The organism is Roseobacter sp. MH60115, from assembly GCF_015644665.1.
Taxonomy (GTDB): Bacteria; Pseudomonadota; Alphaproteobacteria; order Rhodobacterales; family Rhodobacteraceae; genus Roseobacter.
Genome location: NZ_JADOBQ010000001.1, coordinates 725,854 through 748,832 on the forward strand (window position 1 = coordinate 725,854; position 22,979 = coordinate 748,832).

At 62.3% G+C, this 22,979-nt stretch carries 26 protein-coding genes; 19 read left to right on the forward strand and 7 right to left on the reverse strand.

What is annotated here, in order from left to right; all coding sequences use genetic code 11:
* The first annotated feature begins 113 nt into the window (after nt 1–113).
* The 8 genes from ISX84_RS03435 (at nt 114) to ISX84_RS03470 (ending at nt 6,849) form a co-directional block, all read left to right on the forward strand.
* On the forward strand, nt 114–491 hold the full coding sequence (locus ISX84_RS03435) for a hypothetical protein (RefSeq protein ID WP_195818910.1): 378 nt from the start codon (nt 114–116) through the stop codon (nt 489–491).
* Nucleotides 488–1,540, forward strand: coding sequence for a Rieske 2Fe-2S domain-containing protein (locus ISX84_RS03440; RefSeq protein WP_195818911.1), 1,053 nt, complete (start codon nt 488–490; stop codon nt 1,538–1,540). Before ISX84_RS03435 ends, ISX84_RS03440 begins: the two co-directional genes overlap by 4 nt.
* Nucleotides 1,537–2,298, forward strand: coding sequence for a hypothetical protein (locus ISX84_RS03445; RefSeq protein ID WP_195818912.1), 762 nt, complete (start codon nt 1,537–1,539; stop codon nt 2,296–2,298). Before ISX84_RS03440 ends, ISX84_RS03445 begins: the two co-directional genes overlap by 4 nt.
* Nucleotides 2,298–2,579, forward strand: a complete 282-nt coding sequence (locus ISX84_RS03450; RefSeq protein WP_195818913.1) for a hypothetical protein — start codon at nt 2,298–2,300, stop codon at nt 2,577–2,579. Before ISX84_RS03445 ends, ISX84_RS03450 begins: the two co-directional genes overlap by 1 nt.
* The gene (locus tag ISX84_RS03455) at nt 2,572–4,551 is read left to right on the forward strand and encodes a thiamine pyrophosphate-dependent enzyme (RefSeq protein WP_195818914.1); all 1,980 of its coding nucleotides are present in this window, start codon (nt 2,572–2,574) and stop codon (nt 4,549–4,551) included. The genes ISX84_RS03450 and ISX84_RS03455 overlap by 8 nt, the downstream gene beginning before the upstream one ends.
* An 80-nt stretch (nt 4,552–4,631) precedes the next feature.
* Nucleotides 4,632–5,336, forward strand: coding sequence for an ABC transporter permease (locus ISX84_RS03460; protein WP_195818915.1), 705 nt, complete (start codon nt 4,632–4,634; stop codon nt 5,334–5,336).
* On the forward strand, nt 5,330–6,046 hold the full coding sequence (locus ISX84_RS03465; RefSeq protein WP_299866416.1) for an ATP-binding cassette domain-containing protein: 717 nt from the start codon (nt 5,330–5,332) through the stop codon (nt 6,044–6,046). Before ISX84_RS03460 ends, ISX84_RS03465 begins: the two co-directional genes overlap by 7 nt.
* Entirely contained in the window at nt 6,046–6,849 is an 804-nt protein-coding gene (locus tag ISX84_RS03470) for a substrate-binding domain-containing protein (protein ID WP_299866413.1), read from the forward strand. Before ISX84_RS03465 ends, ISX84_RS03470 begins: the two co-directional genes overlap by 1 nt.
* 148 nt (nt 6,850–6,997) lie before the next feature.
* On the opposite strand, the gene ISX84_RS03475 is transcribed toward ISX84_RS03470, so the two are convergent.
* The gene (locus ISX84_RS03475; RefSeq protein WP_195818917.1) at nt 6,998–7,333 is read right to left on the reverse strand and encodes a DMT family transporter; all 336 of its coding nucleotides are present in this window, start codon (nt 7,331–7,333) and stop codon (nt 6,998–7,000) included.
* A 227-nt stretch (nt 7,334–7,560) separates the two neighbouring features.
* Here ISX84_RS03475 and ISX84_RS03480 point away from each other — a divergent pair, with 227 nt between their 5' ends.
* Nucleotides 7,561–8,340 (forward strand): LytTR family DNA-binding domain-containing protein, encoded by a 780-nt coding sequence (locus ISX84_RS03480; protein ID WP_195818918.1) that lies wholly within the window; start codon nt 7,561–7,563, stop codon nt 8,338–8,340.
* Nucleotides 8,341–8,474: 134 nt separating this feature from the next.
* On the opposite strand, the gene ISX84_RS03485 is transcribed toward ISX84_RS03480, so the two are convergent.
* The 4 genes from ISX84_RS03485 to ISX84_RS03500 are packed head-to-tail and all read right to left on the reverse strand — an operon-like array spanning nt 8,475 to nt 10,932.
* A complete protein-coding gene (locus ISX84_RS03485; RefSeq protein ID WP_195818919.1) occupies nt 8,475–8,969 on the reverse strand; it encodes a DUF6505 family protein in 495 nt (164 codons plus the stop codon).
* Nucleotides 8,966–9,670 (reverse strand): biotin/lipoate--protein ligase family protein, encoded by a 705-nt coding sequence (locus ISX84_RS03490; protein ID WP_195818920.1) that lies wholly within the window; start codon nt 9,668–9,670, stop codon nt 8,966–8,968. Before ISX84_RS03490 ends, ISX84_RS03485 begins: the two co-directional genes overlap by 4 nt.
* The gene (locus tag ISX84_RS03495; RefSeq protein WP_195818921.1) at nt 9,667–10,734 is read right to left on the reverse strand and encodes an Mrp/NBP35 family ATP-binding protein; all 1,068 of its coding nucleotides are present in this window, start codon (nt 10,732–10,734) and stop codon (nt 9,667–9,669) included. Before ISX84_RS03495 ends, ISX84_RS03490 begins: the two co-directional genes overlap by 4 nt.
* Nucleotides 10,735–10,932 carry a DUF6494 family protein gene (locus ISX84_RS03500; protein ID WP_195818922.1) on the reverse strand — a complete coding sequence of 66 codons (198 nt, stop codon included), beginning with the start codon at nt 10,930–10,932 and terminating at the stop codon, nt 10,735–10,737.
* Between the two features lie 96 nt (nt 10,933–11,028).
* Between ISX84_RS03500 and ISX84_RS03505 the strand changes: the two genes are divergently transcribed.
* Nucleotides 11,029–11,760 (forward strand): hypothetical protein, encoded by a 732-nt coding sequence (locus tag ISX84_RS03505; protein ID WP_195818923.1) that lies wholly within the window; start codon nt 11,029–11,031, stop codon nt 11,758–11,760.
* Here the strand turns inward: ISX84_RS03505 and ISX84_RS03510 are convergent.
* On the reverse strand, nt 11,754–13,709 hold the full coding sequence (locus ISX84_RS03510) for a 4Fe-4S binding protein (RefSeq protein ID WP_195818924.1): 1,956 nt from the start codon (nt 13,707–13,709) through the stop codon (nt 11,754–11,756). The genes ISX84_RS03505 and ISX84_RS03510 overlap by 7 nt on opposite strands.
* 333 nt (nt 13,710–14,042) lie before the next feature.
* Here ISX84_RS03510 and ISX84_RS03515 point away from each other — a divergent pair, with 333 nt between their 5' ends.
* The 8 genes from ISX84_RS03515 (at nt 14,043) to ISX84_RS23350 (ending at nt 21,182) form a co-directional block, all read left to right on the forward strand.
* Nucleotides 14,043–14,609: a DUF3305 domain-containing protein gene (locus ISX84_RS03515; protein ID WP_229884050.1), complete on the forward strand. Its 567-nt coding sequence runs from the start codon at nt 14,043–14,045 to the stop codon at nt 14,607–14,609.
* Complete coding sequence (locus tag ISX84_RS03520; RefSeq protein ID WP_195818925.1) at nt 14,606–15,211, forward strand: DUF3306 domain-containing protein; 606 nt, start codon at nt 14,606–14,608, stop codon at nt 15,209–15,211. Before ISX84_RS03515 ends, ISX84_RS03520 begins: the two co-directional genes overlap by 4 nt.
* Nucleotides 15,208–15,816: a TorD/DmsD family molecular chaperone gene (locus tag ISX84_RS03525; RefSeq protein WP_195818926.1), complete on the forward strand. Its 609-nt coding sequence runs from the start codon at nt 15,208–15,210 to the stop codon at nt 15,814–15,816. Before ISX84_RS03520 ends, ISX84_RS03525 begins: the two co-directional genes overlap by 4 nt.
* Before the next feature lie 53 nt (nt 15,817–15,869).
* Nucleotides 15,870–16,061 (forward strand): twin-arginine translocation signal domain-containing protein, encoded by a 192-nt coding sequence (locus ISX84_RS03530; protein WP_195818927.1) that lies wholly within the window; start codon nt 15,870–15,872, stop codon nt 16,059–16,061.
* A gap of 92 nt (nt 16,062–16,153) precedes the next feature.
* On the forward strand, nt 16,154–19,183 hold the full coding sequence (locus ISX84_RS03535; protein WP_195818928.1) for a formate dehydrogenase subunit alpha: 3,030 nt from the start codon (nt 16,154–16,156) through the stop codon (nt 19,181–19,183).
* A gap of 15 nt (nt 19,184–19,198) precedes the next feature.
* Nucleotides 19,199–19,795, forward strand: coding sequence for a formate dehydrogenase FDH3 subunit beta (gene fdh3B / locus ISX84_RS03540; protein ID WP_159975708.1), 597 nt, complete (start codon nt 19,199–19,201; stop codon nt 19,793–19,795).
* Between the two features lie 80 nt (nt 19,796–19,875).
* Nucleotides 19,876–21,057 carry a formate dehydrogenase subunit gamma gene (locus ISX84_RS03545; RefSeq protein ID WP_195818929.1) on the forward strand — a complete coding sequence of 394 codons (1,182 nt, stop codon included), beginning with the start codon at nt 19,876–19,878 and terminating at the stop codon, nt 21,055–21,057.
* Entirely contained in the window at nt 21,054–21,182 is a 129-nt protein-coding gene (locus ISX84_RS23350) for a hypothetical protein (protein WP_268247426.1), read from the forward strand. The genes ISX84_RS03545 and ISX84_RS23350 overlap by 4 nt, the downstream gene beginning before the upstream one ends.
* A 2-nt stretch (nt 21,183–21,184) precedes the next feature.
* On the opposite strand, the gene ISX84_RS03550 is transcribed toward ISX84_RS23350, so the two are convergent.
* Entirely contained in the window at nt 21,185–21,841 is a 657-nt protein-coding gene (locus ISX84_RS03550; protein WP_195818930.1) for a GntR family transcriptional regulator, read from the reverse strand.
* Nucleotides 21,842–21,973: 132 nt separating this feature from the next.
* On the opposite strand from ISX84_RS03550, the gene dctP reads away from it, so the two are divergent.
* Nucleotides 21,974–22,960 (forward strand): TRAP transporter substrate-binding protein DctP, encoded by a 987-nt coding sequence (gene dctP, locus ISX84_RS03555; RefSeq protein ID WP_195818931.1) that lies wholly within the window; start codon nt 21,974–21,976, stop codon nt 22,958–22,960.
* The last annotated feature ends 19 nt before the right edge of the window (nt 22,961–22,979 follow it).

Consider the following 22,979-nt stretch of genomic DNA (forward strand, 5'->3'; position numbering starts at 1 on the left):
CGCAGCACAACGCCACTGCGTAGCAAAAGACCGGAGTTCAAGATGCCTGCCTGCCTTTCCGCCCCGAGCCAACAGTACGATGAGGGACAAATCGCAGCGGGCAGGGCGGCACGATGAACCAGGCCGAAGCCATTCTGATGGGGCTGCGCATCTGGGGCAGCATCGGTGCCGTGGTGGCCGCGATTTTCCTGACCATCGGCATGGACCGCATCGATGAGGATGCGCGCGGCGCCTATGTTTTTCGCCCCCTACTGATCCCCGGTATTCTGGTGATCTGGCCGTTGGTGCTCTGGCGCTGGTACCTCTATGAGAGCGGGCGCGAGCTCTGGGCGCGCCGCTATGATCCACCGCGCCGGGCGCATTTTGCGGTGGGGTGGGTATTGCCCATCGGCATCGGCCTGATCATCCTGACGGGGCTCAGCCTGCGCCAGACGTGGCCTGCGGATATCGCCCCGGTGCAACTTTCCGGTCCGGCGGAGGTGAGCCAATGAGCGTCAAATACATCCCTGTCCAGTGGAACCCGAACAAATACATCTACGATGCGGTGATGCTGCTGGGCGTGGCGCTCTTTCTCTATGTGTTTCTCTATGCCGCACCGGGCATTCTGAGCCACGAACGCCCGATCAACAGCCAAGTGCACAATGCCCGTGCCCTCGGGGCCTGTGCTTTTGTCATGCTGACCGTGATCCTTTGCATTGGCCCTCTGGCGCGGCTTGATCCGCGGTTTCTGCCCTTGCTCTACAACCGGCGTCATTTCGGGGTGATGACCGTCTTCGTGGCGATCACCCATGCGGGGTACATCGTCGATTGGTACTTCGCCTTCTCGTCATCGAACAAATACGAGGCGCTGCTCTTCGCCAATACCAGCTACGGTCAGCTTGCAGGCTTTCCCTTCGAGGTCTTCGGGGTTTTCGCACTCTTCACTCTGATCTTGCTGGCGGCGACGAGCCATGATTTCTGGATGAAGTTCCTCAGCCCGCCTGTCTGGAAGCGCATCCACTACCTGATCTACCCGGCCTACCTTTCGGTGGTGGCGCATGTGTCCTTCGGCATCCTGCAGGACCAGCAGAACCACGCCTTTACGGTGATATTCATCGGCGGTGCGGCGGCTGTTGGGGGACTCCACCTGATGGCTGCGCTAAAGGAACGTCGCGCGGATCGGGCGCTGACGTCCGAGGTCGCCGGTTGGGTGCCGGTCTGCGACATCTCGGAGATGAAAGACGGTTTTGCCAAGATCAAGCTGCTGGCAAATGGCGAGCGCGTAGCGGTCTATCTAAATGACGGCAAGCTCAGCGCCATTTCCAACGCCTGCGCGCATCAGAACGGTCCGCTGGGGGAGGGGCAGATCATCGACTGTCTGGTGACCTGTCCGTGGCACGGGTTTCAATACGATGTCACCAACGGCCAGTCGCCCGCGCCCTTCACCGAGAAAATCCCCACCTACAATCTGAAGACCGACGGCACCCGCGTGCTGGTCGACCCCCGCGCCAACCCGCCCGGGACTTACGTGGAACCGGTACCCGTAGGAGCACCGTCATGAGTGACAAGGATCGCCCCTTCTTCGTCGGATACCTGCCTGCGCCCAAGGCGCTGCGGGGTCTGTTGCTCGCTGTCTGTGTGCTATTTGTCTCCGGGCTGGCGGGGTTCGGTCTGGCGCTTGGCATCGCGCAGGATGATCCGGGTGACGGGGCATTCCGGTTCGACTACGGGCGGCAAACGGTTACCGGAGTCGTGGAACTGACACCCTATCCGCTCTTGCGCGTCACCGAAGGCAATGAACGCATTCCGGCAGGCCACACGCTGATGCTGGCGGGCGGCGGCAAGACCAATGTGGAAAGCCGCGCGATCCCGCTGGAGGGGCAATTGGCGCAGGTGTCCGGAGTGCTGCTCGAACGCGGATCTTTGGACATGATGCAGGTGCGGGGCGGTCGCAACGGCCTTCAAGCCGCTGAAGGGGAGGTGCCCGTCTTCGAGACCATCCCGCTTGGCCGCTGGAAGCTCGCGGGTGAAATCTGTGACGGCAAGTGCCTGGCCGGTGCCATGCGGCCTGGGCGCGGGTTGGCGCACAAAGCCTGCGCCAATCTCTGCCTGCTGGGAAAGGTGCCGCCTGTCTTTGTCTCGACGCAGCCTGTGGATGGCTCCGAATTCCTACTGGTCACTGGCCCCGATGGCGGGCACCTGCCGGAAAGCGCCTATCACTACGTGGCGCAGTTCGTCTCGCTTGAAGGCGAAGTGGAACGGCGCGGCGACCTGCTGGTTCTGCGCATGGACCCTAAGACGCTGGAGGTGCTGGACTGATGCGCCGCGTTCTCATGCTGATCCTGATCGCCTGTCTCGCTGCGATTTTCTTCTACCTCTCGCGCTTTTGGTACCTGTCGCTCTGGGACCGCCCGGGCCTTTTCGGGCTTGAGGCTTTGCGCCCGCAGGGCGGTCTTGTCGGCCAATGGCTGCGCGGGACCAATGCCGCCCCGTTCGAGCTGCTGATCTGGGCACTGGGGTGTTTCGCCATCCTGAGTCTTGCTCAGAAGCTCTATGATTTCTTCACCACGCCATCTGAAACAGGAGAGCCAAATGAGTGACGAAACCCTCGACTGGATCAGCGTTGGCCACACCGATGACCTGCCTGAAGGCCGGGTCAAGACGGTCACCGCCCGCACCACCTCGATCTGCCTTGTGCATTTCGACGGGCAGTGGGCGGCGATGAACAACCACTGCCCGCATCAGCGGGGGCCGCTGGGCGAAGGGTCCATCGAAAAAGGCATCGACGACAAATGCTGGATTCGCTGCCCCTGGCATGGCTGGGATTTCGACCCGCTGACCGGCAAGCCGCCCGGCGGGCATGAGGACACCGGCCAGCAGATGTACCCGGTGGATGTGCGGGGCGGCGAGATTTTTGTAGGCATCGAACCCGAGCCGCCGCATGAACGGACGGTCACGGACGTCATGGTGGAGACGCTCAGCAATTGGGGCGTGCAATCGGTTTTTGGCATGGTGGGCCATTCCAATCTGGGGCTGTCGGATGCGATCCGGCTGGCCGTGGTGGATGGCAGGATGTCTTATTTCGGCATCCGGCACGAAGGTGCTGCGGCCTTTGCAGCCTCGGCCTACGGCAAGCTGACCGGTACGCCCGCCGCCTGTCTGACCATTGCGGGGCCGGGGGCCACGAACCTGCTCACCGGACTCTGGGACGCCAAGGTGGACCGCGCGCCGGTGCTGGCGTTGACCGGGCAGGTGCAGACGCAGGTCATGGGGCCAGGAGCGTTTCAGGACATCGATCTGCTCTCGGCGTTTCAGGCCGTCACCAGCTTCTCGCAACCGGTGCTGGGCAGTTCCAACCACGCGGAGCTGGCCTCGCTCGCCTGCAAGACAGCGATTGTCGAGCAGAACGTCGCGCATCTGATCTTCCCGGATGATGTGCAGACGAACCGCTCGGACAAACCCGCCGGTGCGCCGGAGGGGCGGGTGACAGCAGCCCCCGTGATCCCGGCGCAAAGTGAGATCGACAAGGCGGCTGCAATGATCAAGGCCGCGAAACGCCCGATCATCGTGGTCGGCCACGGCGCCTACCCGATGCGCGAGGACATCGCGGCGCTGGCCGAAACCCTCGGCACACCTGTCCTGACCACGTTCAAGGCCAAGGGGCTTTTGCCCGATGACCACTCATGCGCAGGCGGGGTGCTGGGCCGGTCCGGCACACCCATCGCCAGCTGGTTCATGAATGAGGCCGATCTGATCATTGCCCTTGGCACCAGTTTCTCTAACCACACCGGGATTGAGCGCAGCAAGGACATCATCCAGGTCGATCACGAGCGCATGCAGCTAGGCAAGTTTCACCCCGTGGCCCTGCCGATCTGGGGCGACGTCGGGGCGTTCTGCGAGGCCATCGCCAAGGCGGATCACAAGAACCCAGACGCGGTGGCTCAGATCACCGAACTGGCAGAGCGCTGGGACATCTGGCGGCGGGAAAAACAGCAGCGGCTGGCAGAAGACACGGGCCGGGGGATCCATTCCTTTGCCATCTTCGAGGCGCTGGGGCGGCTGGTGCCGGAGAACACCATTTTCGCCGTGGACGTGGGCAACAACACCTATTCCTTTGGCCGCTATCTGGAAACCAAGGGCACGCAGCGGGTGCTGATGTCGGGCTATCTGGGCTCCATCGGGTTCGGTCTGCCCGCCGCCATGGGGGCCTGGGCGGCAACGCAGGATAAGGATGATCTGAAGGGGTGCAAGGTCGTGTCCATCTCGGGCGATGGCGGCTTTGGCCAATACCCGATGGAATTCACGACGGCTGTCAAATACGGCATGGATATCACCCATATCCTGCTGCACAACGGCGAGCTGGGCAAGATTTCCAAGGAGCAGCGGTCGGGCGAATGGCCGGTCTGGGAGACCGATCTGCAGAACCCCGGCTTTGCCGCCTTTGCGCGTCTCAGCGGCGGGCACGGGGTGAAAGTCACCGAGGCGGGTGATCTGGAGGCCGCGATCCGGGAAGCCCTGAACCACAAGGGCCCGGCGCTGGTCGAGATCATGACGGATGCGGAGTTGGTCTGATCCGATTGCACCGACCCCGGTGATGTCCTAGGACGGATCAACTGAAACATGAATGCGCGTCCGATGATCCGGCCTGAGACATGAACGATATTCTGGAAGGCCTGGTGGCGGCATTCTGGCTGGTGGTCACCTTCGATCCTGACCTGATGCAAATCTCGCTGCGCTCCTTGCAGGTGAGCCTCTCGGCGCTTGTAATTGCCTCTGCCATTGCCCTGCCGCTGGGGACCTTTCTGGCAATCCGGCGGTTTCGCTACCGGCGGCTGACGATTTCGCTGCTGAACGCGCTGATGGGGCTGCCGCCGGTGGTGGTGGGGCTGATCGTCTACATCCTGCTGTCGCGGTCGGGGCCTTTTGGCGTGTTGGGCCTGCTCTTTACGCCCACCGCCATGATCATCGCGCAGGTGATCATCATCACGCCGCTCATTGCCTCGATCACCCATCAGGCCATGCGCGAGCTCTGGGCGGAATACCACGACCTGCTGATCTCGCTGAACACCAGTGGCTGGCAGCGGATCAAGACGCTGATCTGGGACGGGCGGCGCAACCTGCTCACGGCCTCGCTGGCCGGGTTCGGGCGGGCCATTGGTGAGGTTGGCGCGATCATGATCGTGGGCGGCAACATCGACAATGCCACCCGCGTGTTGACCACGGCCATCGCGCTGGAAACCGGCAAGGGGGATTTCGCTCTGGCGCTGGCCCTGGGCTTTGTGCTGATCGCGCTGGCCATCGGCATCAACATCAGCATCCACTGGCTGTCGCGCACGGAACGGGAGGGGCGGTGGTGAGCGTGATGCTGCCCTTGACACTCAAGGATGTGTCCGTGCGCCGGCGCGGCAAGCGTCTGCTGGGTCCTGTGAACCTGACCCTGAACCCCGAGGGGCTGACCATGATCGTGGGTCCCAACGGCAGTGGCAAGACCACCCTGCTGCGGGTCATGCACGGGGTGGAACGGTTGAGCGAGGGCAGCGCGACATGGGCCGTGCCCGAGGAGGAGGCGCGCCACCGACAGTCCTATGTCTTTCAGACGCCGATCATGTTGCGCCGCACGGTGGCCGACAACCTGCGCTATCCCCTGCAACTGACTGCCAAGCCCCGCGCGGAGATTGAGGAGCTTGTGCATCACTGGCTCAAGAGGATCGGACTGGACGCGCGGATGGGCCTGCAGGCCACCCGGCTCTCGGGGGGGGAGAAACAGAAGCTGGCGCTGGCCCGCGCGCTGATCCGCAAACCGGATGTCCTGTTTCTGGACGAACCCTGCGCCAATCTCGATGGGGCCTCCACCCGCGACATCGAAACCATTCTGCGCAGCGCATTATTGGAAAAAACCCGCATTATCATGACCACACATGATCTGGGTCAAGCCAGACGTCTCGCGGGTGATGCACTCTTCATGTTGCATGGCGTCGTGCATGAAAGGGGTCCCGCATCGGATTTCTTCAGCGCGCCGCAGACCGCCGAATTGCAGGCATTCTTCAGAGGAGACATCATCGCATGATGACGCGCATCGCAGCACTTTTAACAACGGTGTTCTTGGGCACCGCCGCATTGGCCGAAGACATCAAACTGGCCGTGACCACCTCATTTGAAAACTCCGGCCTAGCCGATGTGCTGTTACCGGCCATCAAGGAAGATCTCGATCTGGATGTGCAACTGCTCGTGGTCGGTACCGGCCAGGCCCTGCGGTTGGGAGAGGCGGGGGATGTCGATGCGATCCTGGTGCACTCCCGCACGGCCGAGGAGAAGTTCGTGGCCGAAGGCCATGGCACCTACCGGCGCGAGATCATGTATAATGATTTTGTCTTCATCGGGCCCAAGGAGGATCCGGCTGGCGTGGCCAAGGCAGGCTCAGCTGCCGAAGCTCTCAAACGTATCGGTGTGGTCAAACCCGCCTTTGTCAGCCGCGGCGATGACAGCGGTACCCACAAAAAGGAAATCGCCCTCTGGCAGGCGGCTGATCTGGCGCCAGAGAGTTTTGGCGACTGGTACCGGGAAGTCGGCGCAGGGATGGGTGCGAGCCTGAACACGGCGGCGGGTCTCGATGCCTACATCCTGGCGGATCGCGCGAGCTGGCTCAACTTTGGCAACAAGGCGGGCCTCGATCTGCTCTATGCCGGGGACGCGGCACTCTTCAACCAATACGCCTTTCTGGCCGTGAACCCGGAGAAACACGCCCATGTCCGGAATGATCTGGCGCTGCAGCTGGAAGACTGGCTGACCAGCCCGCGCGCAGCAGAGCTGATCAACGGCTACACCATCAACGGCGAGACGCTCTTTATCTTCAACGCAAAACCCGAATAGGCAAAACCCCAGGCGGTCAGGGCGATGATTGGGTCGTAATGACCGCCCGGAACCCATTTTGATCATACCTTTGCGACGCCGCTGATGTCAGCACCGTTCCCGCCGCCGCCGACGGGTTTTGCGATTCGAACGCGCTCGGGGATCGTCCCTAGTGCACAGCGAAATCCGACAGCGCATTTATGACAACTATTCCCGCGATTATCAGTGAAAGTCCGATGCAAGCCGCGAGGTCCAGCCGCTGCCCAAAGATGAATATACCTGCCAGGACGACCACAATGATGCCAAGGCCGGAGGCCAATGCGTATGTGATGCCAACGGGCATGTACTTCAACGCCAGGGTCAGGAAGTAGAAAGACCCCCCAAGCCCCGCAACCACCAAAAGCGAGGGCCAGAGCCGGGTGAACTGCGCACTGGCGTTCAATGCGGAGTACCCCACGGCTTCGGCAATGACGGATGCGATGAGGTAAAGATAATGAGTTGGCAAGATGGTCTCCTTGTTCGATGATTTTGCTGCGGCTGGGCGCCACGGAAAACGGATGGTCAGATGGCCTCATGTCGGAACCACGCGCATAGGCAGATCTGCCCTGCGGGCAGGTGATGGTGAAGAGGTACAGTCCGCCTTTCGGGTAATAGGCATGTGTGACTGGTTGCGGTGTCGGTGTTCTGCTACCGTCGCTAAGCAACTGAAGAAATGGGTCTGGCGTCAACGACATGGCAAAAGTCGCGAACGACACGGTTGTGGCGGAAACCATTGCCGAGGCACGGGCCTTGGCGCAGCGCGGACGGTTTTGGGCGGCGCTGCTGGGCTTGGGTTTCGTGATCGGCCTGACCGGTCCGTTTGGCACCTATGACACGCTGCCGACGGTGCTGCGCGCCGCCTATTGGACGGTCGTTGTCACGACAACGTTTTGGCTTGGATATCTGGTGTCCTTCGCTGTCGCGACCTGTGCGGAAGCCTATGGTATTCATGCGCCGATCAGCCTTGGGATCGGGGCGGCGGTTGCGAGTGTTCCGCTGACCGCCTGGCTTGCGGGCCTTCACATGGCGTTTTTCGCGACACCGTTCTGGGCCAATGCGGGGGAGCTTCTGCCTTACGTGATTGTCATTTCTTTCGCTGCTGCCACCTTGTTCGAGGCCGTCTCCTCACGCGAAGTGGTCCCGGTGCCGCGCGCGGCGTCAACGTCCGGGCCTGCTTGGCTTGATCAATTGCCTGCACATCTGGGCAAGGACCTGATCTTGCTGCACGCGCAGGATCACTACGTCCGGGCCGAGACTGCGCTGGGTCAGACATTGATCAGAACGACGCTGCATGACGCAGCGACTGATCTGGGTTACTATGGCATACGCCTTCACCGATCATGGTGGGTCGCCCGAGGTGCAATCCAGGCGCAGCGGTACCGCAATGGCGCCCCAGTGGTTGTCTTGCAAGATGGGCGCGAGCTTCCCGTCGGTCGCACGTACCGCCGAGCGTTGAAAGATGCGCTCCGATAACGGCTGCCTATACGTCAGCAGTCATCCACGTGAGCCTGCCGGCAATCTGCTGTGCTGGCATCCCTGTCATACAGATGGGTATTTTTCGCGGCCACGGTGCGCGCCTGCGTCACCCGGCCCGCCTCACTCCGGCGCTAGTGCTGGTGTGGTTCGTCGTCCAGCGACCCGTGGATGGCGAATTGTTCGATGCCAGCGTCCTGCGATTCGATCATGCGGTAGCTTTCCTTCACGCCCGCCTCGGTCAACTCGCGCGTGACCGTCAGCAGGGTGTTGAACGCCTGATCCTCGCAGAGCGCGACCATCTGGCTGATCTCTTCCATCGCCACCCCCATCGCCGCCTCGACCGATGGGGCGCCGTAGATGTCCACGAAATGCTGGGCGAGGGCGGTGGCAATCGCATCGCGCTCGTTCTCCTCGATCTGGGTGACGGCGACAAAGCTCGCGCGGCCAAAGGTTTCCACGCCCATCCAGCCGTTAGTGAAGGCCTGCTTCGCTTTGCCGGTCAGATCAGCCTCCGACCAGTTGGAAAACTCGAACCCGCCCGAAATGCACCATTCGCCGGTGCGCGCGGGGCTGTGAAAGACGCGGGTGTCGCTGTCGTCGAAATGAATGGCGCGAGCCAGTTTCATGGCATCTCCCTCAGGGTGCTGGTCAGCGGTATGATTGTCGAGCCGTCGTCCTGCTGCAACAGCAAACCGAAGGTTTCGTCAATGCCGCGATAGGTGCCGGTTTTGCCCTTCAGGGTGATCGGATCGCCAATGCCGTGGGCCAGCCCGGTCCATTCGTTGTGCACCGGTTTCACGCCCTCATCGTCCCAGCGGTTGATCCAGACCAGTGTGTGTCGCACCCAGGCTTCCAGCAGTTCCACCGGGTCCACCTCGCCGCAGCCTTCGGCAGAGAGCGAGGTCACATCCGGCGTGGTGCCGGTCTCTTCCTGATCCGACCAGAGCGTAAGCGCCAGCCCGATCACCAGCCAATCCGGCGTGCGCTCCGGATCCTCCGGGGCCGCCGCTGCCTGCAGCGTGCCGCAGCGCGCGCCATTGAGCCGCAGGCCACCGTCCCAGTCCAGATGCACCGAGACCTCCGGCGGGGCCAGCGCACCAAAGGCGTTCTGAAACCCGACCCCACAGACCGGCAGCATGATCATCGCATCGCGCAGTGCAACCTCGGGAGCAAAGACAATGGCCGCCCGCAAGTGATCGGGTGCAATGTCATAGGCCACCAGCCCGGCGTCGCAGCCTTGCGCCGCCTCTTCGCAGGCCGCGCGGAACGGGTCCGCTCCCGCCGTCACGAGGCCCGAGAACAGAGGCGGGAACTGCGCGCCGCTCATGCCTTGCCGTCAGCGATCAGGCTGCGGGCCACGGCGCGAAAGGCCTCTGCCTGCGGGCTGTCGGGTTTGGACACCACGATGGGTGCGCCGCCATCCGCCGCCATGCGGATGTCCAGATGCAGCGGGATTTCCGCCAGCAGAGGCACGCCCAGCTTCTCCGCCTCCGCCGCCACGCCGCCATGGCCAAAGACATGCTCCTCATGGCCGCAGTTGGAGCAGATGTGGGTGGACATATTCTCGATCATACCGAGGATCGGCGTGCCGAGCTGGTTGAACATGTCGATCCCCTTGCGCGCATCCAGCAGCGCCACATCCTGCGGCGTCGAAACAACAACCGCACCATCGACCTGGAATTTCTGCGTCAGGGTCATCTGCACGTCCCCGGTGCCGGGTGGCAGATCGACAATCAGCACGTCCAATGCCCCCCATTGCACCTGGTTCATCATCTGCTGCAGGGCACCCATCAGCATCGGGCCGCGCCAGACGGTCGCCTGATCGTCATTTGTCATCAGACCGATTGACATCATGGTCACGCCGAAATTGCGCATCGGCAGGATGGTCTTGCCATCGGGGGAGGCCGGACGCCCGGAGACACCCAGCATGCGCGGCTGCGACGGGCCATAGACGTCCGCATCGAGCAAACCGACACGGCGGCCCTCGGCGGCCAGCGCACAGGCGATGTTGGAGGAGATGGTGGATTTGCCCACGCCGCCCTTGCCCGAGGCAATGGCCAGGATGCGGTCAATGCCGGCCACCTTTTGCGGACCGCTGGGCGCGGATTTCTGGGGTTTCAGATCGGGCGGGGCAGAGGGCGTGCTATGCGCGGTCATGACCACCGAGACGGTGCCAACGCCGGGCAGGGCTTGCACCGCCGCCTCCGCCGTCTTCTGGACTTTGCCATAAAGATCCGCCTGCGAAGGCGGTACCTCGATCACAAAGCGCACGGCGCCTCCGTCCCCGAGGGTCAAGGCCTTGATCAGCCCGGCAGACATCAGGTCGGACCCGCTGACCGGGTCTTCGATCTCCTTCAGCGCGGCCAGAACCGCGTCGCGTGTCAGACTCATTTATCCTTGCCCGCCAGAGATTTGCCCGGTCACGACATGTTCCATATCCAGTCCGTCGATGGTCAGCACCACCTTGGCCTCATAGGTTTTGCCGCTGGTATCCCCGGCATTGCGCATGGCCTCTTCGATGGCCTGCTGCGAGGTCACGCCGACCTGTTTGAGGAATTTGCGCATCGACATGTTGAAGTCTTCTGACATGGGGTGGGTCCTTTTTTGCGGATGAGATGAAAACTTGACGGTGAATTGAGCGCCCGCCTAGGCTGTCTGGACAGAGCAGAGTTCGGGAGGGGCGATATGCGGAGAATACTGAGGGCGCTTGCCTGTCTTGTCCTCCTGCCCACCACGCTCAATGCAGAGGATTTGCGGTTGGCCGTGCCGGAGGCGCTGGAGGCCACGGGGCTGGCGCAATACCTCGCGCCGCGCTTTTCGCTGAAAACATCCGTGCGGATTGCGCGCGTGGGCCCGGATGCCGAGGCCGAGATGCGGTTCACCCGCGGCGGCACGGCAGTGTTTGAAGGGCCGCAGCAGCGTTGGGGGCTGGAGCATGATGGCGACCCGCGCGCGGTGCGGTTTCTGGAGTGGCTGAAATCCGACGTGGGCAAGCGCACGATTGAAAGCTTCACGGCAGAGGACGGTACCACCTATTCCGCCACGCTGACGCAGGCGACGGTCGAGGTGGAGGTGAGCTTTGACGGCGACAGACGAAAAGGCGAGGCACTCTCGCTGTCGCTCTGCGGGCGCTGTCACGTGATCAACGAGAGCAACAGGATGAACGGCATGGGCTCTACGCCCTCTTTCCGGGTCCTGCGGGGCCTGTCGGACTGGGACCGGCGCTTTGCCAATTTCCATCTGCTCAACCCGCACCCGAGCTTCACGCAGATCGACGGGGTGACTGATCCGTTTGATCCAACACTGCCGTCGCCCATCGTGCCGGTCGAACTGACGGTCGATGACCTGGAGGCGATCCTCGCCTATGTGTCCGGGGTGGCCCCGGCGGATCTGGGCGCGCCGCTGCAACTTCAGTGATCCCTGCGCTTGCTCAGGTAATCATCCGTGGTGCGCACGGCGGGCCGCTCGCCCCCGGCGAAGGGGTTGTTTTGCGAATGGTACTGCGCCTGTATCCGGCAGTTGTCACACATCTCGATCATGCGGATGGTGTCGGGATTGGCGAACATCGCGTGTTTGCCCGCGAGCTTTTCCTTGATCCGTTCCACCGTTGATTCGGACCCGAAGAGCGCGCCGCATTCGATGCAAGGAAAGGGTTCTTCCTCATGCATCACCACTTGCGTAAACGCGGAGTCTGTCAGATTCAGTTGCGGGGTCAGGGTGATGGCATCTTCCGGGCAGATATTGCTGCAAAGACCGCATTGCAGGCAGGCGTCTTCCTGAAACCGCAGCTGGGGCTTGTCCGGGTTGTCGCCAAGCGCCCCCGCCGGGCACAGCGACACACAGGAGAGGCATAGGGTGCAGGCCTCCTGATCCACAAGCACCGCGCCATAGGGGGCGGCTTCGGGCAGGGGGATGACCTCAGCCTCCGGCTGCAGGGCCTTGGCGGCGAGGCGGGTGACCTGACGGCGGCTGCCAAGGGGCAGGATGGGGTCCTGAACGGCTTTGGCCTCTGTGTCTGTGTAGAGCGCGTCGCTCAGGGCATCAGGATCGCTCAAGTCCAGCAGCGCGACGCCGTCCTGTCCTGCAATCGCATTGGCCAGGGACATCTCCTGTTCCAGCACCGCGCCTTCGCTGCGCGGGGCCAGCAGAACCGACACATGGGCAAAGCCGCAGGCCAGGGCGGCCAGCATTTCCGCGTGGCCAAAGCTGGCCAGAGCGGAGACCGAGAGGGGGATCACATCGGCGGGCAATCCGCGACCGTATCGTGCCGCGAGCGAAATCATCTCGGCACCAAAGTCATCGTCATGCACCAGCAGGCGCGGGGCCGTGCCGCCCGCCTTGCGATAGGTGCCGGCCAGCGTGTTCAGCCGCGCAAAGAGGTTGGCCACCGGCGGCGCGTCATAGGTGATCGCACCGGAGGGGCAGAGCGACGCACAGGCCCCGCAGCCCGCGCAGATCATCGGATCGATGGCCACATGTTCCCCGGCGGAGGTGATCGCACCGGTAGGGCAGATGTTCAGACATTTCGAGCAGGCGGGCTGCTCGGCGCGGGAATGGGCGCAGAGCGGTTCTTCCAGCCGCACGTAGAGTGGCTTTTCAAAAGTACCGATCATCTGCGAAGCGTCGAGCACCGCCTTGGCCACGGCGGTCTGGCTGCCCGGATCGGCGCGCAGGTATCCGTCGCGTTTTTCCGGGGCCGGAAAGAGGGGCGTGTCGCCACTCAGATCAAGGATGACATCACAGGTACTCCGCGCGCCATCTTTGGGGGGTGTCCAGTCGGCAGCACCACGCCCCCCGGCGACGATCTGGCGAAAGCCATCAATGCGGATGTCGAACTGACCCAGCGACCCGGTCGCGCCGCGCAGCGTGCCGCAGACCGCGTCAAAAGCCAGGCCCGGTGTGGTCTCAAGCGGGGCAGGGGTCAGGAGTGTCACGGCCAGAACACCGGCCAGATCCCGGGCGGCCTGCTGCGCGACCTCGCCCGATCCGATGATCAGGCAGGCGCCGTTCGAGATCACGTCGCGGGTGCGTTCGGGCGGGCGGACCACCATGGCCTCGGCGGCAAGGGCGGCCATTTTCGGTGCCGCCTCCGCGGCTTCATCGCTCCAGCCCGCGCGGTCGCGCAGATCGACGAAACGGGGCTCGGGCGCTTCAACTTCCTCGGCCAACTCCCTGAAGAGAGGGGCTTCCTGTTGGCAGGCGACCATCACGTCCTCCTCGCCAAGATGCTGGGCAACCTCTGCGATCTGGGCGCCGCAGGCATGGGTGAAGAGTTTCGTGCACCCCAGGCCCGTGGCCTTCGCAATCGCGTCACCATCTACGGCCTGACTGCCCAAACAGTCGCAAAGCACCAGTTTTTTTGTCATCTCTCCCCCAGCGGCTGCAGCAACGCCATCGTCCCCCCAACATATATAGGGCACTGGCGCACAAAAAGGCAGGAAACGGCGGCGGCGTAAACCGGAATCGACCGCGCATCTGCCCGGTCCTGCCGGTCTGTCCACATGAAGGCGCAGGTCCAAGCGGCCCCATCCAAATGCAAAATCGCTAAAGCCCCTGTAATTCAGAGAGTTGGGGAAATGCAAGCCGACCGGCGCAGGCCTCTACGACTAAATGTGTACAGATGCATGCTTTTTTTTCTGGGATAATGACCGGGGTTTGCTAAGGTAGGCTCAAGTACAGCGCGCGTTTGAGGAGCAATCTTGGGAGTCGTCTATCCAGAGTCGCAATCTGCGAGACTTGGCGTGGTCTTGCGCCGGTCGCCCGGTGTCACCGCCTGGTCCAAATGGGTATGGCGTGCCACGTCTGTTTTGCCGGGTGCCGGTGATGCCTCCTGGAAGGTGCTGCGCGACGAAGGCGGCGTGACCGAATATCACGCATCAACCCATGATATTCACCTCTATGTTTCGGATACGGAAGCCTACGCGCATGAATTGCAGGCGCAGTCGCCGTCCGTCTATGTGATCCTGCGCGAGGGTGAAGGTGACGCGCCGCTGGACGTTCTCACCGTGACCGTGTCGCCCTATGAGGCGCAGGACTATTCCGACAGCGGGGAAGAGCAGGTGGAGCGTGTGGCGATGCCGCCCGCCGTTCTGGAGTGGGTCACGGCGTTTGTCGACCAGCACCACCGCGAAGAGCCCTTTGTGAAGCGGCGGCGTAACAAACACCGCACGGACCGCAAGCAGGCCGGTATTGGAGATGCCCGCATTTCCCAGACTACGGATGTTTACCGCGCGCCGACTGCCAACCTGCAGGAGGGGGCGGAATGACGGCGCAAAGCTCTTTCTGGGCGCGCAGACGCGCCGCCGTTCAAGCCGAGGCAGAAGCGGAAGCGCGGGTCGAAGCGGAACAGCTGTCTGCAGTGCGTGAAGCGGAATTGGCCGGGAAGGATGACGCAGTGGTTCTGGAGGAGATGGGGCTGCCGGATCCTGACCGGATGCAGGCCGGTGATGATTTCGCCGCCTTCATGGCTGAAGAAGTGCCCAAACATTTGCGGAACAAGGCGCTGCGCAAGCTCTGGCGCAGCAATCCGGTACTGGCCTGTGTCGATGGGTTGAATGAATACGACGACGACTACCGCGCGGCGATGCTGGCCGGTGGGCCGATCCAGACCGCCTATCAGGTGGGCAAGGGCATGATGGCGCATGTCGAAGAGATGGCGCGTCAGGAAGAACTGGCCAAGGCGGATGCGGAAGCGTCTGATGATGTCGTTGAGGACATTGCCGAGCAGGTTGAGACGGAAGCACCGGAGCCTGAGCCTGTTGTGTCCGAGGTGCAATCAGAAGATTTGGTTGCCGATGCGCAAGACACTGTCGAAGCTGCGCCGGTACCACGGCGCATGCGGTTCCAGTTCGAGGAGGCGCAGGCGTGACGGTGGCGGCAGAAACCCTCGACATTGCGGCGGAAGACCGGCTGCGCGCCGATCTTTACAACTTTATTGGCCTGCTGCTGGCCCGTCCGGCAGATCAGATGCTGCTGGACCAGACCGCCGCGCTACAAGGTGATGACAGCCCCATGGGGCAGGCGATCAACAGCCTGGCACGGGTCGCGAAGGTCACGAAACCCAAGGCGGTGGAACGGGAGTTCAACGCGCTCTTCATCGGGCTGGGACGCGGGGAGCTTTTGCCCTACGCCAGCTACTATCTGACGGGGTTCCTGAACGAAAAGCCGCTGGCCAAGCTGCGGCAGGATATGGCCGCGCATCAGATGACGCGCGCCGAAAACGCCTTTGAGCCCGAAGACAGCATGGCGGCGTTGATGGAAATGATGGGCGGCATGATTGTCGGCCGCTTTGGACAGCCTGCACGGCTCGACCAGCAGCGCGGCTTTTTCAACAGCCACATCGCCCCCTGGGCCACGCATTTCTACACGGACCTCGAAGGCGCGAAATCTTCGGTATTCTACGCAGGCGTCGGGGCCGTTGGCCGCGCCTTCATGGAGATCGAGAAAGAAGCATTCAGAATGACGGCGGACTGATCCGCCGAAAAGGGACGGGACGCCGTCCGCAAAGACGAAAGGGAGAAGGATACATGGCACAGAAATCGGATGGCGACACAAATCGCCGGGATTTCCTGAAACTGGCGGGCACAGCAGCCCCTGCGGCAGCCGTTGCCGTGGCAGCCGGGACAGGAACGGCGGAAGCTGCCGAGGTGGATATGACCTCTGACAAGATGCAGGACACCGCCCACACGCGCGCTTATCTCGCCAGCGCGCGCTTCTGATTTGCGCCGGGGGTGCATCTGAGCGGTGCAGCCTGACGGCGCTTCGACATTAAATACCCAGCCACCTGATCGGGGCAGCAAGGGAGGGAAGTATGTTAAGGAAAAAGACCAATTCGGTCACGCAGCGTGCAGGACGGACGAACATCCTGTCGGACGGGGCCGCATCATCCGTTGACCGCCGTGCGTTTTTGCGAGGCTCCGGCCTGGCGATTGGCGGGCTGGCCGCCATCTCCGCCACGGGCGGCGCTGTCACCCAAGCCTCCGCTGCGACTGCAGCGACGGGCGCAGTTGAAACCATCAAATCCGTCTGCACCCACTGCTCGGTCGGTTGTACGGTCGTTGCGGAAGTGTCGAACGGCGTCTGGACAGGGCAGGAACCCGGATGGGACAGCCCGTTCAACCTCGGCGCCCATTGTGCCAAGGGCGCGGCGGTGCGCGAGCATGCGCATGGCGAACGCCGCCTGAAGTACCCGATGAAGAAAGAGGGTGGTGAGTGGAAGCGCATCTCCTGGGAGCAGGCGATCGAAGAGATCGGCGACAAGATGATGAGCGTCCGCGAGGAAAGCGGACCGGATTCCGTTTACCTGCTGGGCTCGGCCAAGCACAATAACGAACAGGCCTATCTGTTCCGCAAGTTCGCGGCCTATTGGGGCACCAACAACGTCGACCACCAGGCGCGGATCTGTCACTCCACCACCGTGGCGGGTGTGGCGAATACATGGGGCTACGGCGCCATGACCAACAGCTACAACGACATGCACAATTCCAAGGCGATGTTCCTGATCGGTGGCAACCCGGCAGAGGCGCACCCGGTCTCGCTGCTGCACATGCTAAAAGCGAAAGAGCAGAACAACGCGCCGCTGATCGTCTGCGACCCGCGCTTTACGCGCACCGCAGCGCACGCGGATGAATATGTGCGCTTCCGTCCGGGCACCGATGTGGCGCTGGTCTGGGGCATCCTCTGGCACATCTTCGAGAACGAGTGGGAGGACAAGGAGTTCATCCGCACCCGCGTCTGGGGCATGGATCAGATCAAGGCCGAGGTCGCCAACTGGACACCCGAGGAAGTCGAACGCGTCACCGGCGCGCCCGGCAGCCAGCTGCGCCGTGTGGCGCGGACGCTGGTCAACAACCGCCCCGGCACCGTGATCTGGTGCATGGGCGGCACGCAGCACACCAACGGCAATAACAATACGCGTGCGTATTGTGTGTTGCAGCTTGCCCTTGGCAACATGGGCACCGCTGGCGGTGGTACCAACATCTTCCGCGGCCACGACAACGTGCAGGGCGCGACCGACCTGGGTGTGCTGGCCAATACGCTGCCGGGGTACTACGGGCTCACGCCTGGCTCCTGGGCACATTGGGCACGGGTCTGGGAAGAGGATCTGGATTGGCTGAAATCCCGCTTCTCCGTCATGGAAGGTGCCGGCAAGGATGGCACCGACCGCCTGATGATGAACGAGACCGGCATTCCGGTGTCGCGCTGGATCGACGGGGTTCTGGAAGAGAAGGACAACATCGACCAGCCCGACAATACGCGCGTCATGATGCTTTGGGGCCATGCGCCCAACTCGCAGACCCGTCAGAAAGAGATGAAGACGGCGATGGAGAAGCTGGACATGATGGTCGTCGTCGACCCCTATCCAACCGTTTCTGCCGTCCTGCAGGACCGCGAGGATGGCGTTTACCTGCTGCCTGCCTGTACCCAGTTCGAGACCCGCGGCTCTGCCACGGCCTCCAACCGGTCCCTGCAGTGGCGCGACAAGGTGGTCGATCCGATCTTTGAATCACTGCCCGACCACACGATCATATCGATGTTTGCCAAGAAACTGGGTTTCCATGACAAGCTCTTCCGCAACATCGAGATGGACGGTGAAGAGCCGGTGATCGAGGACATCACCCGCGAATTCAACCGCGGCATGTGGACCATTGGCTATACCGGTCAGAGCCCTGAGCGTCTCAAGATGCACATGGCCAACCAGCACACCTTTGACCGCACCTCGCTGCGGGCCGTTGGTGGCCCGGCGGATGGCGATTTCTATGGCATGCCATGGCCCTGCTGGGGCACGCCGGAGATGAACCATCCGGGCACTGCGAACCTCTATGACATGTCGCTGCCGGTGGCGGAAGGCGGTCTGGCGTTCCGCGCGCGCTTTGGCGTGGAGCGGGATGGCGATAACCTGCTGGCCGAAGGGGTCTCCAACCCCGGGGCGGAAATTCAGGACGGATACCCTGAGTTCACCATGCAGATGCTGATCGATCTCGGTTGGGACGGTGATTTGACGGATGCGGAAAAGCGCGTCATCGGCAAGTCTGTCGGCATGGAATTCGATACCGTGGGCGAAAGCGACGATACCGAAAAGATGGCCGAAGCCGCAAAACCGGCAGATGGGTCCGAAGAGGTGGGAGAGACGTCAATGTCGCCCTTCCCGTCGGACTACAACGAGCGGGTTTCCAAGATCAATTGGAAGACCGATCTGTCAGGCGGCATCCAGCGGGTGGCGATCAAGCACGGCTGCGCGCCCTTCGGCAACGCCAAGGCCCGTGCGGTGGTCTGGACTTTCCCCGATCCGGTGCCGGTGCACCGCGAGCCGCTTTATACCAACCGGCGTGATCTCGTGGCCGACTATCCGACTTATGAGGACAAGAAGTTCTGGCGCCTGCCGACCATGTACAAGTCGATCCAGGAAAAAGACTTCAGCCAGGAGTATCCGATGATCCTGACCTCGGGTCGTCTGGTCGAATATGAGGGCGGTGGTGACGAATCCCGCTCCAACCCCTGGCTGGCGGAACTCCAGCAGGACATGTTTGTCGAGGTGAACCCGCGCGATGCCAACAATCTTGGCCTGCGCGATGGCGAACAGGTCTGGGTCGAAGGCCCCGAAGGCGGCAAGGTCAAGGTCATGGCCATGGTCACCGAACGGGTCGAGGCGGGCGTGGCCTTCATGCCCTTCCACTTCGGCGGGCATCTGGAGGGGGTCGATCTGAGGGATAAATATCCCGAAGGCGCCGATCCATATGTGTTGGGCGAGGCGTCCAACACGGCGCAGACCTATGGCTATGACAGCGTGACCCAGATGCAGGAGACGAAATCAACGCTCTGCAAAATCTGGGCAGCGTAAGGGAGGACATGAAAAATGGCCGCTAGAGCAAAATTTCTCGTCGACGCTGAACGCTGCATTGAATGCAACGCCTGCGTCACCGCCTGTAAGAACGAGCACGAAGTGCCGTGGGGCATAAACCGCCGCAAGGTCGTGACGATCAATGACGGCAAGCCGGGGGAGCGTTCGATCTCCGTCGCCTGCATGCATTGTTCGGACGCGCCTTGCATGGCCGTCTGCCCGGTGGATTGTTTCTACCAGAACGAAGAAGGCGTCGTCCTGCACTCCAAGGATCTCTGCATCGGCTGCGGGTACTGCTTTTACGCATGCCCCTTCGGCGCGCCACAGTTCCCGCAAGCGGGCAACTTCGGCAGCCGCGGCAAGATGGACAAATGCACCTTCTGCGCCGGGGGACCGGAGGAGAACAACTCCACCGCCGAATTCGCCAAATACGGGCGCAACCGGATCGCGGAAGGCAAGCTGCCGATCTGCGCCGAGATGTGTGCCACCAAGGCGCTGCTGGCGGGGGACGGCGACGTCGTCTCCAGCATCTACCGCGAACGCGTCGTGGCCCGTGGTTTCGGCTCCGGCGCCTGGGGCTGGGGCACAGCCTACGACCAGAAAGGCGGTTGACCTTCGCCTCAAGGTTGTGAACTCTTTCGGGGCGGCTCTTTGGGGCCGCCCCGTGTGTCTTGAGAGAACAGGAAAATCCCATGCTCCGATTTTTATGCCTTCTGATTGTCACGCTGGGCCTCGCCATGAGCGTTCAGGCGCAGGAGGCGGCCCCCGTTGACCGCAGTGCGACAGGCGGGGCGCAGACGCTCGAAGACATTCTCAAGCGTCAGGAAGGGCTCAAGATCGATGACAGCTTTCGCAGCACGTTGACGGGTAATCCTGACAACGCCGCCGCCAAGACCGATCAATTAGGCACCCTCGGTGGGGCATCGGACCCGGATCTCTGGCGCGCTTATCGCTACAATTCGGCAGCCATCACCACGCAGGCGCGCGGACCAGCCGCAGACGTGTTGATCCAGGACGGGGGCATGCGCTGGTTGCTGTTTCGCGAAGGGCCACTGCTGACCTATGGCGGCGCACTTCTGGGCGGTATGGTCGTGCTGCTGGCGCTCTTCTACCTGATCCGCGGCCGCATTCGCATTGACGGTGAAAAGACCGGTCGCACCATCCTGCGGTTCAAAGCCATCGAGCGTTTTGCCCATTGGTTGCTGGCGGGGTCCTTCATTATTCTGGGCATCACGGGGCTCATCACGCTGGCAGGCCGCAAGCTGCTGATCCCGGCCTTCGGTCCCGAAGCCTTCGCAACGCTGGCGATGGGGTCCAAATGGGTGCACAACAATATCTCATGGGCTTTCATGCTGGCGCTGGTGCTCGTCTTTGTCTTCTGGGTGGTGCACAACCTGCCGGACCGGACGGACATCAACTGGATCCTGAAAGGCGGCGGCATCTTTGGCGGCGGCCACCCCCCGGCCAAGAAATTCAACGCAGGTCAAAAACTAATCTTCTGGTCGGTGATCATTCTGGGTGCCTCTATCTCGGCATCGGGACTGTCACTGCTCTTTCCCTTCGAGATGCCGATGTTCGCCGTGACCTTTGAAAAGCTCAACGCCGTGGGGCTGCCACAACTGCTGGGCTTGGGAGAGCTGAACACCGCGCTCGCCCCGCATGAGGAAATGCAATACGCCCAGCTCTGGCATGCCATCGTCAGCTTTGTGCTGATGGCGATCATCATCGCGCATATCTACATCGGTTCGGTCGGTATGGAAGGGGCCTACGCGGCCATGGGCGATGGCGAGGTGGAACTGCAGTGGGCGCGTGAACACCACAGCCTCTGGACCGCCGAGGTCGAGGAGCAGCAATCAAAGGCGGGCAAGGCATGAGAGAGATCATTCTCGCCTTTGTGGCCATGGCCGTCATCGCGGTGGGTGCGAATTTCGCCCTGAATGAAGCCGGATTCTCGGCGGCCGAACAAGGCACTGGCCAGGCGGTACGGCTCGGCGATTGAGCCTATTGCGCCGCGGTGCGCAGTTCCGTCATCAGATGGCGGAATTTTTCGCCCTGAATGCCCACGTGGTCCCGCAGCGCAGTGGCGGCACGGGCGTCATCCCCTGACCGCAGCGCCGCGACAATCTCCTCATGCTCCCCCATCGACTGCGCAAGACGTCCGCGCAGCCGGAGCTGGAGCCTGCGGAAAGGTTTCAGCCGGCGATGCAGCCGCAGGGCCTGCCCGGCGAGATAGCTGTTGCCGGATTGCGCATAGATCGTGTGATGAAACCGCTCGTTCTCGCGGTAATAGGCATCGGTATCCTGTGATGCCATCGCCGCGCGGCAGAGATCATTGGCCTGTTCCAGCTCCGCCAGCGCCTCATCTGAGATACGGCGCGCGGCCAGACGCCCGCAGACCGCCTCGATCTCGGCCATGGTCTCGAACATCTCCATCAGTTCCACAGGCCCCGGCTGGCGCACAAAGACCCCCCGGCGCGGCAGCTGCTCGGCGATGCCGGAGGCCACCAGCCGCTGCAGCGCTTCGCGGATGGGGGTGCGGGAGACGCCGAACTGTTTGGCCAGCCGAATCTCATCCAACCGGTCGCCGTCATTGAATTGACCGGTGAAGACCAGCTCCTCCAGCGCGTCCGCTATTCTGTCTGCGTGCCTGACATCCATATGCCCATTCTAGGCACAAACAGCGTGTGCGACAATCATATTGTTGTATACAAAAATATTGACTCTGAATGCGAGAGGTTAAATGCTGACATATCGGCCGGAGCTATCTCACCGGCATTCTGGGAGGAAAAAATGAGAACATCACTGCTTTCCGCAGCGCTTGCTGCCATTCTCGCCACCGGCGCTGCCACCGCGCAGGCGACCGAGTTGCGCCTGTCACATCAATGGTCCAACAAGGACGTACGCCACCAGGTGGCACAGATCATCGCGGATGAGGTCGCCGCCGCGGATGTCGATCTGGAGATCAAGATTTTCGGCTCCAAATCGCTCTTCAAGCCGCGTGAGCAATACAAACCCCTCAGCCGGGGACAGTTGGATATGACCGTGCTGCCCTTGAGCTATGCCGGTGGCCAGCAACCTGCCTATAACCTGACGCTGATGCCGGGGCTGGTGAAAAACCACGACCACGCGGCCCGTCTGAGCGACAGCCCCTTTATGGAGGCGCTGGAAGCGAAGATGGCCGATGACGATGTCATGGTGCTGGTGCACGGCTATCTGGCGGGCGGTTTTGTCGGCAAGGACAAATGCATCACCAGCCCCGAAGACGTGGTTGGCCAGCAGACACGGGCCGCGGGTAAGGCGTTCGAGCAGATGCTGGCGGGGGCAGGGGCCTCCATCGCCTCCATGGCGTCATCCGAGATCTACAACGCCATGCAGACCGGCGTTCTGACGGCTGCGAATACCTCGTCGTCGTCCTTCGTGTCCTACCGGATTTACGAGCAGGTCTCGTGCTATACCCCGGCCTCGGATGTGGCCTTGTGGTTCATGTATCAGCCGGTGCTCATGAATAAATCCACCTTTGACGGGTTGAGCGACGCCCAGCAGACAGCCCTGCTGGAAGCCTCTGAAAAGGCCGAAGCCTTCTATCTCGAAGAGGCGAAAAAGCAGGACGCGGCTTCCGTGAAGGTGTTCGAGGACGCCGGTGTCGAGATTGCGCAGATGACGGCGGAAGATTTCGCCGCCTGGCAGGCGGTTGCACAGGAGACATCGTTCAAGGCCTTCGTCGAAGAGGTGCCGGACGGGCAGGCGCTGCTCGATATGGCGTTGGCCGTCGAATAAAACACCCCGGGCGGCGTGC